The organism is Rheinheimera faecalis, assembly GCF_021290965.1.
In the GTDB taxonomy this organism is placed as follows: Bacteria; Pseudomonadota; Gammaproteobacteria; order Enterobacterales; family Alteromonadaceae; genus Pararheinheimera; species Pararheinheimera faecalis.
Genome location: NZ_JAJOYT010000013.1, coordinates 1 through 12,953 on the forward strand (window position 1 = coordinate 1; position 12,953 = coordinate 12,953).

Below are 12,953 nucleotides of genomic sequence, written 5' to 3' on the forward strand. Positions count from 1 at the left end.
CCCCAAAGCGGACCTTAGAGGGCCTTGCCCAGAGATGAGCCAATAATTACTCCAAAGCTCATGATAATAACTGCCGCAACAAATGCCGCTAACACAATCAGGCCAGTTTTCTGGGCTTTTGGCACTGAGTTCCACCAATTTTTAATTTCATTAATCATAAATCTTCCCTAAAACATCTGAATACGAAATTACTTAGCAATAACGCCTTGTTTTGCGGGCACCGAAGGTGATCCGCAACAGCAACTTGTTCTGTTTTGAGCTAGCTACTGAAAAAGTCAAGCTGCTCCTTTGTTCTTGCCAGGTTATCAATTCTAAAGTCTGAATCTTTATCAAGCAGGTAATTCATACAGGCATCAGGGTATGTTTCTTCGAAAGCGCACTTCATTAACTCTACAGCCATTCTCAGAAACCCCTCTTTATTGGCATAAAGCACCGTTTCGCCATAAGCAACCAACTTAGCTTCTGCTTCACCTTTAGGAATATGAATATCCAATTCATTTAGAAATTTTAATATATCTTCATCTCTCATAGATCTTTCCCTAGTGAAACAGAACTTTTTAATAGAAGGTTCTCTGCCCGCAAGTCGAACATTTCTCTGCCTTCTTTCATGATTTTTACTCATACCAAACTAACGATGATGTACCTCTATTTCAACAGGTTTTTCTGAAATCACTAAATTTATGGCCGACAAAACTTATACGGGCAGTACGCTAGTTGTTATTAAATTTACTCCAGAGAGGTATCTGGAAATCTAACCTTTGGTTTGGGTCAACAAAATGAGGAATGATCTGCGATTTACCACAAAGCATTGCTCCGTTTCTGGCACAAACTGACTTTCCGTTTCACTCTTATATTAGGCGCCTGATGTCTTCATCGTGCGGCACTAAATGACTTGCATAGCAGAAACACAACCTTTTCAGAGAGCACTCTGCACAGCAAGCAGCGGTTATTTCCTCTGTGTTGTTTTTTCAATAGCCATTTTTACTTCGTCCCCAGTGACAACCAACCTCATCTGTCCAACTTCGACATAACGATTAAAATCATTGGCCGCAAAGTGCTGCAACTTGGCCTCAAGAGTTGAAGGACCAAGCCATTTAGCGCTGTGAACACCAAAATCTGTCTCATTTCTTTCCAGTAACAGCTTGGGTTTTTCGTCATTTAAGCGATAGAGCTTAAGGATATTGCGACTAAAGTTATCTGACATCCGGCTATCCACATACTCAAACACCAACTGACTATCAGGTGAAAACACCGGATAACCAGTTAATTCAGTCGTTCGTTTTGTTTTGCGATCAATCAGTAAATAACTCCACCATTCCCAGCCTGCTTTAAAGATCACGCAGTACCTTTTGCTGTGGTCACAACCCCACAAAGAGAAATCCTGATAACGCTCAGCATCGTCTGCGATAAAGTCTTGCAGCACAAGTTCGGCGCCATCAAGGTAAGCCAATGTAATTTTGCCCTGCTTTTTTTGATAGATATCCGCAAAATAGGTCGCTATTTGTTCAGGCCCCTGCTCTTTTGTGCAGTGCTCATAGGCCTGAAATTGCTCATAAGTAAATTGCACTGGCAAGGAGTTACACAATTGCAGCAGCGTCATATGCCTGACAGGTTCTGCTGCCTGAAGTGGAGCCGTGGCATTAAATAAGCAGATCAGGCTGATGCTCATTATTAGGTGTTGAATTTTCATCATTGTTAGTCCTTTAACTTAAGAAAAAGCAGCCACTAAGGCTGCTGAATTTTATAACCCTTCATATGCTTTAAATACGCGACTAAGTGATCGATATCCTGGCTACTCAACTGCGGAAAAGTGGGCATTTTGCTTTTGTATCTGTAGCCGGATGCGTTCGGGATAAAGGCCTTTAGGTGATCTTCAGTCCAGTACTCTGTGACGTTTTTTGGCGCGTTTAGCTCAGGACCTAGTTCGCCACCTTGCAGGTTGATGGAATGACAGCTGATGCAGCTTTGTTTAAATAACAAAAAGCCCTGATAAGCCGCCGAGCTTTGGGCTGCGTTGGTTGGATAGAGTTTGGGGTAACGTTGCTGAAAACTGACCAGCTCTAGCTTCACTAACTGATAAGGCCAGGGTCTGGTTTTTTCCACCGCTTTGCCTTGTTTCCACACCAGATAAAATGGCGCAGGCGATACCATGGCTTTGCCCTGGGCGACAAGGGAAAAATCAAAGTCCTTTTTGCCTGTTTCGGCAAACACCAATACCGCCTGGTCATCCAGCAAAAACTCTAAAGGCATACTAGGCGCATAGCCATCAGAGGCGGTCAACACCACTTCATCTGCAGCCTGATCCTGCTTATAACCTGCAGCCTTTAACAGCTGCAGTAAAGACACGCCTTCAAAGCTTTTTTCGCTGTTATACACAGGGTCAAATAGCTTGATCTGCTGCACTGGTACTTTTTGTGTGATGTCGGCCAGTGTCCAGTTCACCTTCTGATCAGGCAGCTGAATATCCAAGCTTTGAGCATAAAGAGCTGAAGATAAAACGCCACAAAGCAAAAGCAACGCCGATGCCAAAAGTCTGTTCATAGCTGCTCCTGCCTGCTCTGTTGATAAAAAGATACTGTGCTGGATTTTCCGAGTTCAGTCTAGCTCTACTACAGCCACCAGCGCCTCATGATCAGAAGGATACAAGCCGTTGTATCTTCTGTTATCCACCTGATAACTGGCTACCTGCAGGTTTTTACTTACGAAAATAAAATCTATGGTTTGGCTTGGGCTATTAGGTTCGCGGCCAAAACCATTGAAGGTACCGGCGTTTTTGGAAAGCTTTTGTTTAGCAACCAAAGCACTGTCGTTTAAGCTTTTACTCAGCGCTTTGTAGGGCTCACTGCTCGGCTCCACATTAAAATCACCGGTCAGCAGCACTTTGCTCTCTTTGGGTAATTGTTCCACTTCGACTTTCAGTAACAAGGCGCTTTGCAGCTGGGCTTGCTGGCCCATATGGTCAAAATGCGTATTCAAAAAATAAAAGCTCTGGCCGGATTTCAGCGCTTTAAACTGAGTTTTAGTAAAAGTGCGGTTTAAATCTGCATCCCAGCCTTTTGATACTTTTTCTGGTGTTTCAGATAACCATAAGGTTTTGGCCGAAAGCAGCTGTAGCTTGTCTTTGCGATAGAGCACAGCAGTGCTTTCGCCTTTGGTTTTGCCGTCGTCCCGGCCTTCGCCAAACCACTGATACTGCGGCAACATAGCTACTAAATCGTGCACCTGAAATAGTTCGGCTTCCTGTAAACCGATCAAGTCCGGTTGTTGGGTCTGGATTAAATGCGCCAGCAATAACTTACGCTCTGGCCAGTACTGCGGCATACCTTCAGCTTCACATAAACCACAACGAATGTTGTAGCTTATTAGTTTGAGTGATTCGGCTTGGGCCAGCCCTGAAAAAGCCAGCAGGGATAAAATAAGTAGTAAAAATTTCATGCAGTTAGCCTGTTCAGGTAAAAAGAAGCTACAAAACTAACCTAACAACTTTGCCGAATTATTAATTCTGATGGCATTAAAAGGTCAGCCCCTAATTCACCCGACAACAAGATGCGGGCGGCAGTACGGCCTTTTTCGTCACTATGCTGAGCAATAGTGGTCAGGCTGGGGTAAGAACGCTCAGCTTCTTCAATACCATCAAAGCCAGCCACTACTAAATCGTCCGGTATATTGATCCCCAGCTCACGCGCTACCGCCATGGCCGCCAAGGCAATACGGTCGCTCATACACAGCAGTACTTGAGGTCGCGGAAATTGGGTTAAAGCTTCACGGGCTGCCACTAAAGCAAAATGGTGGGTATTCAGTGGAATATGCCACACTGCATCGGCAGGTAAATCGCGGCCTTGTTCTATGGCTGCAGCTAAATAACCATCTAAACGACGGCGGGAAATGGCTTGTTCTGTGCTGTACAGCTCATGCGGCTGAATACGGCATACCCGGTCTGATTCAATCAAGCGCAACCCCAGCACTGCTACTTTGCCCTGCATTTTAGCAAAAGCATGTTCAGCAATACGGTGTGCAGCGGCATAGTTATCGACGTTAACCGACACCACATTATCCAGATTGCAGTCGACTGTGATCAAGGGCTTACCGCTTTTGATAATGCGGTTCAGCTGCTCAGGGTTACTGGGCGCACCATACAAAATAAAAGCATCGGGTACAGCTTCAGCGCTACTGCTGCTGGTGTTATGGCGGCCAGATAACAACAGCATATCCATGCCGTGTTCCTGCAGCACTTCGGCTACACCTTTAATAAATTGATTGGCAACAGGATCGCTGACTGAATATTCCAGCGTGTCTGACAATAACACCGCCACAATGCCGGAGCGGCCTGTACGCAAACTGCGGGCTGCGGCATTAGGGCCGTCGTAACCCAATTCTGTGCATTGTTGCAAAATACGTTGGCGTAATTCAGGGGAAAGTTGATCGGGTCTGTTGTAGGCATTGGAAACAGTAGCGACTGAAACCCCCAGGTAGGAAGCGACAGTTTTTAAATTCAGTTTTTTTGGTTTTTCAGTTGCCGACACAGCCATAACACCCTGTTTTAGTTCAGGCTTTATCATGCCTGTTCAGTAGCAGAATTGCCAGCGCCCGAAACAGAACCTGAGCCCGGTACTATCAGGCTGACCAAAAGTCCTGCGCCCTGATTTTGCAGGCTTAAACTGCCACCATGAGCTTCAGCTATATCGCGGCATAAAGTTAAACCTATGCCAGAGCCATTCTCCTTGCTGGTGTAAAAAGGCACCATGGCATGGGCTAAAGCTTCGCTGCTCATACCGCCGCCAGCATCCTGGATACGGATCAATAACTGATCAGGCAATTCGGTAAAACTTAACTGAATTTGCTCCGGATCAGAGCCGGATTCGTGGGCGTTTTTTAATAGGTTTAATAGCAACTGTGATAACTGCAGCGGGTCGGCCAGCCAGACACGGTGAGGTAAATCGCCTTCCAGTTCAAACTCGTACTGGTCCTGTAACTGATTAATCAACCGGGCCCACTGCACTGGCGCCAAAGCTGGGGTAGGTAATTTGGCAAACTGAATATAGGATTGCAAAAACTGATTTAAATGCTGCTGGCGCTCACTGATGGTCTGGAAAATTTGTTGCAACTGTTTGTGCTGCAGCTCTGTCGCCACTAACTGGCCTGAGTAGGCCAACGAGGACAAAGGCGCCAGTGTATTATTCAGTTCATGCCCTATCACCCGCAGCAGCTTTTTCCAGGCTTTGACTTCTTCGCGGTGAATTTCACGGGTCATAGGTTTTAACAAATACAGCTGATGTGTTTTTTGATTTAGCGAAAAACTGCTTACCGACAAATGCCAGATCGACACTGGTTCGCCCAAATGCAGCAAACCTTGTTGGCCGCTTTGAATAGCCAGGGCAAGTTCAGGTAATTCCGCTATTAACTCTGAAAACAGCAGCCCTTCAAACTTTTGGCCCTGATGCAATAAGACACGGGCTGCAGGGTTGGTCATCAGCACCCTACCTGTCTGGTCTGTTAAGACCATAGCGCTTGGGCTGGATTGCAAAACAGTATCGAGCAGCAATTCACGCTGATACAAAGTGGCGCGTTCCTGCCGCAGTTGCGCCGACATTTGCTGCAATACTTCAGCTAAAGGTTTTAACTCCCGTAACAGTTGCCTATTGGCATCGACATTAAAACTGCCATCCTGCAAATTTTGAGCATGTAAATTCAGCGCTTCAATTTCTTGCAGTAAAGGTTTTAACATCACCTGAATAACCAATAGAACCAGCAGATCAAAACCGGTAAACAGCAAGTACCATAGCGGATCCGAATCGAGATACTGTAACAGCAAAAAAGCCGGTACAAGCAAAGCCAGCACCAGCAGATATAAATGCCTGATCAGTCGCATATTGATTTACACCTTTTCAGTGCAGTAAATACGCCACTACTATTCGCGTTATGCAGGTTCAATACCGTAGAACTCCATTCTCCGGTATAAAGCCTGACGGCTTATACCCAATTGTTTAGCAGCCCGGGCCACTACTCCCTGAGCTTGTTGCAGCGCTTGTTCAATTTGCTGTTTATCCAAATCATCCAAAGCTTTTTTCGTTGTGCTTAGCTCTTGTGGCAAAGCTAAATCGGCAGCATCAATTTCATCAGCCAAAGTCAGTAATAAAGCGCGCTGACATAAATTTTGCAGCTCACGCACATTGCCAGGCCAGTGGTAACTTTGCAGCGCCTGCTCGGCTTTTTTCGTTAAACTTTTTTGACCTGCTAAAAAATGTCGCGCTAAAGGCACAATGTCATCCACTCTGTCTTTCAGCGATGGCAAATGCAGCTGTACTACGTTGATGCGGTAATACAAATCCTGGCGGAAAATTCCTGAGCTGATGGCTTTGGTTAAATCTGCATTGGTGGCGCTGATAATACGCACATCCACTTTGCGGGTCTGACTGGAACCCAGACGTTCGAATTCGCCGGTTTGTAACACACGCAGTAACTTCATCTGGCCCGATAACGACAAGTTACCTATTTCATCCAGAAACAAAGTACCGCCATCTGCAGCTTCAAAACGGCCAATACGGGTTTTAGTGGCACCGCTGTAGGCTCCGGCTTCTGCACCAAAGAGCTCAGCTTCCATTAAATCAGCAGGCAATGCGCCCATATTTACTTTAATCAAAGGCTGTTGTTTGCGGTTTGAATTGGCATGTAGCACCTGAGCTATGCCCTCTTTGCCAGCACCATTTTCACCAGTGATCAGTACTGCTGCATTGCTTGGTGCCAATTGCAATGCCATTTGTAGCAACTGCTCCATGGCTGTGCTCGCAAACACCAGACCACATAAATCTTTGCCGGCAAAAAGGCCCAATCTTTCTTGCTGCTTGCGTTCAGCCTTTAAATTTTGTTCGGTCAGTTGTTTAATTTTGAGCACATTAGCAACAGTGGTCAGCAAACGCTGGTCATCCCAGGGCTTGGCGATATAGTCGGTGGCACCGGCTTTGACCAGTTCCACCACCATATCCAGATGAGTCCAGGCTGTTAGCAGCACGACGGGAATAGCCGGGTGATCAGAGCGCAACTGATAAAACAGCTCTTTGCCCTGGGCGCCACTCATTTCACCCTGAGCAAAGTTCATATCCTGCAAAATCAGATCGATAGATTGCTGCTGCAAAATGCTTTTGGCCAGAGCCGGATGTTGGGCAATAAACACCTGATAACCCTGCAACTGAAACAGGGTCATCAGGGCGGTGCACACCGCCTCGTTATCGTCTATGACCAGTATTTTTTTCATCTTTTTATAGTACTTACAAAGTCTTAGTTGCTGTGGCCGGAGATATCCGTGTTGCTATTCTGGCAGGATACCATGTGGCCAGCGTGACACAAAGCAGCAGTAATAGCAGGGTCAGCATCACCAGCCATCCGCTCAAGACTGGAATACTAATCACCAAAGCCAGTGCCTGATTCAGCAATACTGCAGCAACAACACCCAATAGCCCTCCAAGCACAGTACATAACCATCCTTCAGCCAACAGCTCGAGCAAAATAGTGACTTTATTGGCACCCAATGCGCGTTTAATACCTATCTCCTTCTGCGACTTCAGTACATGGAAATGTGCATTGCTGTAACCGGAAATCATAGTGACCAGTAACATCAGCGCACTAAGCAAAGCCAACAACACAGACAGACCATATTCAGTGTTGTATAACCTTTGGTGTTGCTCCTGCAGAGTTCTGATATGAAAAATCTCTATATTGCTGTCTACCTGACGCAACAGGTTGTCCAATTGGCTGCGCACAGAAACCACCTGCTGAGGCTCCACTCGCAACAACAACGAATAGCCCCAATCCACGCCATAAAGAGGCGCTATCCGAATGGTGTTGTACATCACCATATCTGCTGAACGCTGCCCATAAAAATCACTGACCACGGCGGCGATGATGCCTTGATTCGTAGCCTGGCCAATAGGGTTATCACTCTCAAATAGCTTTTGTGCCACGGATTCTGTCAGTACCACCGGTGGACTCGAATCGCTATCAAAGGACTGTGGTATTTGTGGGAGCTGACCGCTTTTTAGCTCAACACCAAGCACCTGAAAGATGTCAGCAGAGGCATAATACTGCGGCACCGTAGATAGATTGTTACGCTCTTCATTGCCCACTTTGTAAAGACTGCCATTATTACCGCCTTGTAGTAGCGGTGATTGGTTGGTATAAGCGACAGCTACTACGCCGGGTAACTGACGTATTGCACCCAGTTGCCGTTCAAGTAATTCGCCAAGCGCCGGATACTGGCGTAACGCCGGCGTTGTTGGTTTGATTTGAACCAGCAGAGTGTTAGCTAAATCCAGTCCTGTAGGCTCCTGCAAACGCTCGTGTGTTTGTTTGGCCAATACCATGCTATTGAGGATCAAAGCCAGTGTAAGTGCCAGTTGCACCAACAACAGCGCCGTGACTACTTTACGTCGCAGCATTGTTTTTATCATTAGACGGATAGACATCATTTACTCCTTTAACTGCTGATTCAGCGCGCCAAACGAGGCACGTAAGGACGGATACAAAGTCACCAGATAGCTGCAAAACAAACTCAGCAGCAACAGAGCACTAAGCAACGAAAGATCCCAACTTGCAAACAGGCGATTAAAAGGCCATAGATAATTCATCAGCTGGATACTGGCAGCACCAATCAGCAAGGCAAACACCAAAGTAATGCAGGTCAGCACAACCACATCCACCAACAGTTGCTGCTGCAGCTGCCAGCGACTGGCGCCAAGCGCGCGGCGCAGACTGAACTCATACTGGTTGCTGATGTATCGGTTCAGCGATAAATGACTGGCGTTGAATATACAAACCACCAGAAACAACAGAGTGACCAGTGCGTACGCTTTCACGTCTCCCGACTCACGACCGAAATAACGGACAATATCACGCAGCGCTGGCAACTGATTATTAATATGAACCGGGTGACGGCCCGCAGCCTGCTCAGACTGTGCCAGTTGCAGCATAAAATCCTTATAGGCTTTCTGCTGTGCTGGTGTGTCCAACTGAACCCAGAACTGCAGCTGATGCAAAGCACCTGTGCGTCCCTGCGTCGCCAGTTGACGATAGTCGGTATCATCCATGGTTCGAGACATGGTGGCCGACATATAGTTCAGGTCGTAAGCTGTCTCCAGTGGCATAAACAGCTGTTCAGTATCAGATATGTGATTGCCATTATTCGCATCATACAAACGTGGCAACATCTGCCATGGGTTGATGACGGCACTGACTGTAAAATGGCGGTCATCCACCAATAATGATTTCCCCACAACATCAGCTGTACCGTATAACTTTTCGGCAAGTTGCTTGCCAATCACCACTTCATAGCGCGCACTGTTGTCAGGCCAAATACTTCCTGCAATGACGGGGACATCAAACAGCTGAAAAAAATCGCGCTGAGTCAGTCGTAAACGTACAGGCAACGGCTGTTGTTTACTGTCTAACCGGACATAACTATCAGAGCTGTACATCGCAGCTTGTGCGGTCGGAATACCGCTACTTGCGAGCTTTTGCACATTGCTATAACTCAGTACAGGCGGCGGCTCACAACCACTGTCGCAGTCCCCGGGGACCAACAGCATCATGGGGAAAAACAGCTTGTCGCTTTTCTGCGGCAGCGGGTCGCTGTTTAACCGGTAATAAAAGGTCGCATTAGCGAAAAACATGCCGAGGCCCAGGCTTAAAATCAGCACCGTTAGTAAATAAGGCAAGGGGGCACGTTTAATACTGACCAGGCTAATTTTGAAGTAATACTGCAATTGTTCCATTAGATGATTCCTTTCAGGCTACAGCCAGAGGGTCATACAACACAGCGTCGCTGAGTTGCCCGTCGATGATTTGGATTTGCCGGCTAGCCCGACGAGCCTGATCCGGATCATGGGTGACCATCAGGATAGTGCAACCATCGCGGTTGATTTGGTCCAGCAACTCCATGACCTGACGAGCCATCAGCGAGTCAAGATTACCTGTGGGTTCGTCGGCCAGTAAAACGCGTGGACTACCGGCTATGGCTCTGGCAATGGCAACACGTTGCTGCTGACCACCAGAAAGCTGACTAGGGTGATAATTACGACGCGCAGCTAAACCTACAGTTTCCAGCGCATGCTCTACACGACGCTTCCGCTCTGCTGGTTTAAAGCCACGATACCGAAGTGGCAGCTCAATATTGTCAAACAGGCTGTAGTCTTTAATCAGGTTAAAACCCTGAAAAATAAAGCCAATCTTCTCATTGCGCAGTGTCGATAACTCCCGGTCAGACAAGCCTTTAACCGACTTACCATCCAGCAGGTAATCACCTTGATCAAAGTTTTCCAAAGTTCCAAGTACATTGAGCAAAGTCGACTTCCCCGAACCCGAAGGACCAGTTAATGCCACAAACTCGCCTTCATTAACCCTAATACTGATGTCACGCAACGCATGTGTTTCCACCAGTTCAGTGCGAAAAATTTTTGATAAACCTGTTAATTCAATCATCATATCCTCCTGATCTATATCAGTTTAGCCGCACCTTAGCGGCATCCTTAAACTCACTCAAACTGGAAATCACTAGTTGATCGCCTTCTTTTGCACCATCTAGCAATTCCACCCATTGCACAGAAATAGCTCCAAGTTGCAAAGGGGTCTTTGTTGCCAATCCGTCTTGCACCAGATAACCAGTCCGGCCTCCGCCACTGGCCACAAAATCGCCACGTTTGATGCGAAGCACATTGTCTTTTTGCTCAATAATGACGCGGGCCGATAAACGCTGGTTCTGACGTAAGCTGGTGCTGTCGTTCTGAGAAAAACGTACCCGGGCTGTGACTAAGTTGTCTTTGACTTCAGGCGCTATATGACTCAGTTCACCTTTGAGTTGCTGATTGCCCAAATTCACTTCGACCGGCATACCCACGGCTAAATCGCGGATATAACTTTCCTGTACCGACAACTCAGCTTCGTAGCGACTTAAGTCGATCACAGTGAGCAAACCTACACCCGCAAGTACATGGCTTTGCTGCTCTACCAGCCAGTTACCGACCTGGCCTGTCACAGGTGCTTTAATTTGTAAGGCCGCCAGCTTTCTATCCAGTTCAGACACGACCAAAGCCTGACGAGCTAAAGCGGACTGACCAGACTTTTTTTCGAAATTAAGCTTATCCGAAGCCAAGGCGACTTTACGTTTGGCATGGTCAAATTCCAGCTCAGCCTGCAATAACTTGTCTTTGGCGACGTCGTAATCCAGTTGACGAATTACACCCACTTTAATGGATTGCTCAGCGCGGGCCAGTTCACGTTTGGCGGCTATTAAGTTGACCTGAGCCGTATTTTGCACCTGCTCCATATCCAGCTTCAGTTCACGTGCTAATAAAGCGGTACGCTCAAAGTCAGATTCCATACTGGCCAGTAAAGCGCGTTGTTGCTCTAACTCGTTATCCAGAGCCGGGCTTGATACCACAGCCAATAAATCGCCTAGTTGCACTGCTTCACCAGGTTGCTTCAGATACTGAACCTGACCCGCTTCCTGACTAAATAAAGTAGGCGCATTGGCCGCAACCACTCTACCCTGCACCGATAAGTCGCGGGTAAAACTGCCGCGTTCCACTATAGCCAGCTGCACCTGATCTTTTGGCAACACCAAAGATGCCTGAGCCGAGCTGGCCGCCAGCAGGCTATAACTGATATAACAGATACCAGCCATAAACAAAGTGGCGAGCGCTGGACGACGCCACTGTCTGGTTTTGTGCGGTTGGATTTGAATATCCTGATTTTCTGTGCCCTGGATCATCGTAGTTCTCCGTATTCTGATTAACCAGATATAGCAGGGAACGTGCCAGCACAAAAAATATGCGTAACTTATTGTTTTATAATGAAACAATGAAAATTTAATGACTAATTAAAACTGTCCGCGGACATAAAAAGTGTCCGCAAACATCAGCCGGACAGCGGACATCCGGAAACGAAGGAGTAAAGATGCATTATTTATTGCAGTATCAAACATCAGCGGATTATCTGGAAAAGCGGGTGTTGTTTCGTGCCGAACATTTGCAGTTGGCCTGGTTGGCCGCTGAACGAGGTGAGTTGGTATTAGGCGGAGCAGTTGGCGAGCCCATAGAAAGCGCGATGCTGCTGTTTAACGTTGCAGATGCGGCGCAGGTGAAAGCCTTTGCCGAATCGGATCCCTACGTGATCAACGGCTTAGTCAGCAGCTACCGTATCCTGCCATGGCATACGGTAGTGGGTGAACAAGCCGCAACGCCTATAAGGGTCTGAGCCATCGGCTCTGACCTCAAAATCTGAACAGCTTCTATAACAGTTCTGAACCCGGTCGATTTTGATAGTAGATATGAGCTAAATATGTGGGTCAGAGCCAAATATGGGGGTCAGAGCTAAAGCTCTGACCCCAGTTTTACTTTTTCTGCCACTGACCGTTTAGCTGGATAAACTGGCCAGCTTCGGTTTTTTCTATGGCTTTTTGGCCTGCAATAGCTTCGACATCAGATAGCTGAATACCGTTTTTAGCGGCCAGTTTCTGATACTCAGCTTTGCGGGCTTTGTTAATTAAATCAGCTATTTCTTTGGCTTGCGCTGATGAGCCCACCACTCCTAAATAACCGTTCGGTTGTTCACCCACCAAGCCCTGGGTTTTTGCTGCGCCTAAGGCCGACATAGCTTGTTGTAAATCCATGGCCATTAAAGGCAAACTGACAGCAAATACAGCTGAAAGGGCTAATTTAGTTAAAGTTTTCATATCTTGGCTTCCTTAAAATAAACCGCTGGAATCACTGATTAATTCGTCCAGTTCTTTGTCCACTTTAATCAAAATTTCATGCTGAATTTTGACATTCAAATTGATATTAATCGGCTCATTGGGCATAGCCACCTGCACTGTTGGGGTACAGGCTGCAGTGACTAAGATGGCCAAACAAAGGCTTAGAGCTTTGTTCATGCGGCACCTCCATGTGCCTTACCCTGATGGGCGG

The 12,953-nt window shown here is 46.9% G+C and carries 15 protein-coding genes; 1 reads left to right on the forward strand and 14 read right to left on the reverse strand.

Annotated elements, in window-relative coordinates:
• Nucleotides 1-14: 14 nt before the first annotated feature.
• From LSG34_RS17370 to LSG34_RS17425, 12 genes are all read right to left on the reverse strand, one after another.
• The gene (locus LSG34_RS17370; RefSeq protein WP_233010371.1) at nt 15-158 is read right to left on the reverse strand and encodes a hypothetical protein; all 144 of its coding nucleotides are present in this window, start codon (nt 156-158) and stop codon (nt 15-17) included.
• A 101-nt stretch (nt 159-259) separates the two neighbouring features.
• Nucleotides 260-529, reverse strand: coding sequence for a hypothetical protein (locus LSG34_RS17375; protein ID WP_233010372.1), 270 nt, complete (start codon nt 527-529; stop codon nt 260-262).
• A 417-nt stretch (nt 530-946) separates the two neighbouring features.
• Nucleotides 947-1,690, reverse strand: a complete 744-nt coding sequence (locus tag LSG34_RS17380; RefSeq protein ID WP_233010373.1) for a hypothetical protein — start codon at nt 1,688-1,690, stop codon at nt 947-949.
• A gap of 35 nt (nt 1,691-1,725) precedes the next feature.
• A complete protein-coding gene (locus LSG34_RS17385; RefSeq protein WP_233010374.1) occupies nt 1,726-2,541 on the reverse strand; it encodes a c-type cytochrome in 816 nt (271 codons plus the stop codon).
• A gap of 54 nt (nt 2,542-2,595) precedes the next feature.
• Entirely contained in the window at nt 2,596-3,435 is an 840-nt protein-coding gene (locus tag LSG34_RS17390) for an endonuclease/exonuclease/phosphatase family protein (RefSeq protein ID WP_233010376.1), read from the reverse strand.
• 41 nt (nt 3,436-3,476) lie between these two features.
• Nucleotides 3,477-4,529 (reverse strand): LacI family DNA-binding transcriptional regulator, encoded by a 1,053-nt coding sequence (locus LSG34_RS17395; protein ID WP_233010377.1) that lies wholly within the window; start codon nt 4,527-4,529, stop codon nt 3,477-3,479.
• A gap of 26 nt (nt 4,530-4,555) precedes the next feature.
• Nucleotides 4,556-5,869 (reverse strand): sensor histidine kinase, encoded by a 1,314-nt coding sequence (locus LSG34_RS17400; protein WP_233010378.1) that lies wholly within the window; start codon nt 5,867-5,869, stop codon nt 4,556-4,558.
• Between the two features lie 48 nt (nt 5,870-5,917).
• Nucleotides 5,918-7,252, reverse strand: coding sequence for a sigma-54-dependent transcriptional regulator (locus LSG34_RS17405; RefSeq protein ID WP_233010379.1), 1,335 nt, complete (start codon nt 7,250-7,252; stop codon nt 5,918-5,920).
• A gap of 13 nt (nt 7,253-7,265) precedes the next feature.
• A complete protein-coding gene (locus tag LSG34_RS17410; RefSeq protein ID WP_233010380.1) occupies nt 7,266-8,459 on the reverse strand; it encodes an FtsX-like permease family protein in 1,194 nt (397 codons plus the stop codon).
• A 3-nt stretch (nt 8,460-8,462) separates the two neighbouring features.
• The gene (locus LSG34_RS17415) at nt 8,463-9,764 is read right to left on the reverse strand and encodes an ABC transporter permease (protein WP_233010381.1); all 1,302 of its coding nucleotides are present in this window, start codon (nt 9,762-9,764) and stop codon (nt 8,463-8,465) included.
• A gap of 13 nt (nt 9,765-9,777) precedes the next feature.
• Nucleotides 9,778-10,470, reverse strand: a complete 693-nt coding sequence (locus tag LSG34_RS17420) for an ABC transporter ATP-binding protein (RefSeq protein WP_233010382.1) — start codon at nt 10,468-10,470, stop codon at nt 9,778-9,780.
• Nucleotides 10,471-10,489: 19 nt separating this feature from the next.
• Nucleotides 10,490-11,758 (reverse strand): efflux RND transporter periplasmic adaptor subunit, encoded by a 1,269-nt coding sequence (locus LSG34_RS17425; protein WP_233010384.1) that lies wholly within the window; start codon nt 11,756-11,758, stop codon nt 10,490-10,492.
• A 185-nt stretch (nt 11,759-11,943) separates the two neighbouring features.
• Here LSG34_RS17425 and LSG34_RS17430 point away from each other — a divergent pair, with 185 nt between their 5' ends.
• Nucleotides 11,944-12,243, forward strand: coding sequence for a YciI-like protein (locus tag LSG34_RS17430; protein ID WP_233010385.1), 300 nt, complete (start codon nt 11,944-11,946; stop codon nt 12,241-12,243).
• 136 nt (nt 12,244-12,379) lie between these two features.
• Here the strand turns inward: LSG34_RS17430 and LSG34_RS17435 are convergent, their stop codons facing one another.
• Together LSG34_RS17435 and LSG34_RS17440 are read right to left on the reverse strand one after the other, a co-directional pair.
• Nucleotides 12,380-12,721, reverse strand: a complete 342-nt coding sequence (locus LSG34_RS17435) for a YdbL family protein (RefSeq protein ID WP_233010387.1) — start codon at nt 12,719-12,721, stop codon at nt 12,380-12,382.
• Between the two features lie 12 nt (nt 12,722-12,733).
• Nucleotides 12,734-12,919: a YnbE family lipoprotein gene (locus tag LSG34_RS17440; RefSeq protein ID WP_233010389.1), complete on the reverse strand. Its 186-nt coding sequence runs from the start codon at nt 12,917-12,919 to the stop codon at nt 12,734-12,736.
• Nucleotides 12,920-12,953 lie beyond the last annotated feature (34 nt).

Coding starts and splice junctions, on each gene's coding strand:
- LSG34_RS17390 (WP_233010376.1), bottom strand. CDS start 3,435: ATGAAATTTTTACTACTTATTTTATCCCTGCTGGCTTTTTCAGGGCTG.
- LSG34_RS17395 (WP_233010377.1), bottom strand. CDS start 4,529: ATGGCTGTGTCGGCAACTGAAAAACCAAAAAAACTGAATTTAAAAACT.
- LSG34_RS17440 (WP_233010389.1), bottom strand. CDS start 12,919: ATGAACAAAGCTCTAAGCCTTTGTTTGGCCATCTTAGTCACTGCAGCC.
- LSG34_RS17370 (WP_233010371.1), bottom strand. CDS start 158: ATGATTAATGAAATTAAAAATTGGTGGAACTCAGTGCCAAAAGCCCAG.
- LSG34_RS17375 (WP_233010372.1), bottom strand. CDS start 529: ATGAGAGATGAAGATATATTAAAATTTCTAAATGAATTGGATATTCAT.
- LSG34_RS17420 (WP_233010382.1), bottom strand. CDS start 10,470: ATGATTGAATTAACAGGTTTATCAAAAATTTTTCGCACTGAACTGGTG.
- LSG34_RS17430 (WP_233010385.1), top strand. CDS start 11,944: ATGCATTATTTATTGCAGTATCAAACATCAGCGGATTATCTGGAAAAG.
- LSG34_RS17405 (WP_233010379.1), bottom strand. CDS start 7,252: ATGAAAAAAATACTGGTCATAGACGATAACGAGGCGGTGTGCACCGCC.
- LSG34_RS17380 (WP_233010373.1), bottom strand. CDS start 1,690: ATGAAAATTCAACACCTAATAATGAGCATCAGCCTGATCTGCTTATTT.
- LSG34_RS17415 (WP_233010381.1), bottom strand. CDS start 9,764: ATGGAACAATTGCAGTATTACTTCAAAATTAGCCTGGTCAGTATTAAA.
- LSG34_RS17425 (WP_233010384.1), bottom strand. CDS start 11,758: ATGATCCAGGGCACAGAAAATCAGGATATTCAAATCCAACCGCACAAA.
- LSG34_RS17385 (WP_233010374.1), bottom strand. CDS start 2,541: ATGAACAGACTTTTGGCATCGGCGTTGCTTTTGCTTTGTGGCGTTTTA.
- LSG34_RS17410 (WP_233010380.1), bottom strand. CDS start 8,459: ATGTCTATCCGTCTAATGATAAAAACAATGCTGCGACGTAAAGTAGTC.
- LSG34_RS17400 (WP_233010378.1), bottom strand. CDS start 5,869: ATGCGACTGATCAGGCATTTATATCTGCTGGTGCTGGCTTTGCTTGTA.
- LSG34_RS17435 (WP_233010387.1), bottom strand. CDS start 12,721: ATGAAAACTTTAACTAAATTAGCCCTTTCAGCTGTATTTGCTGTCAGT.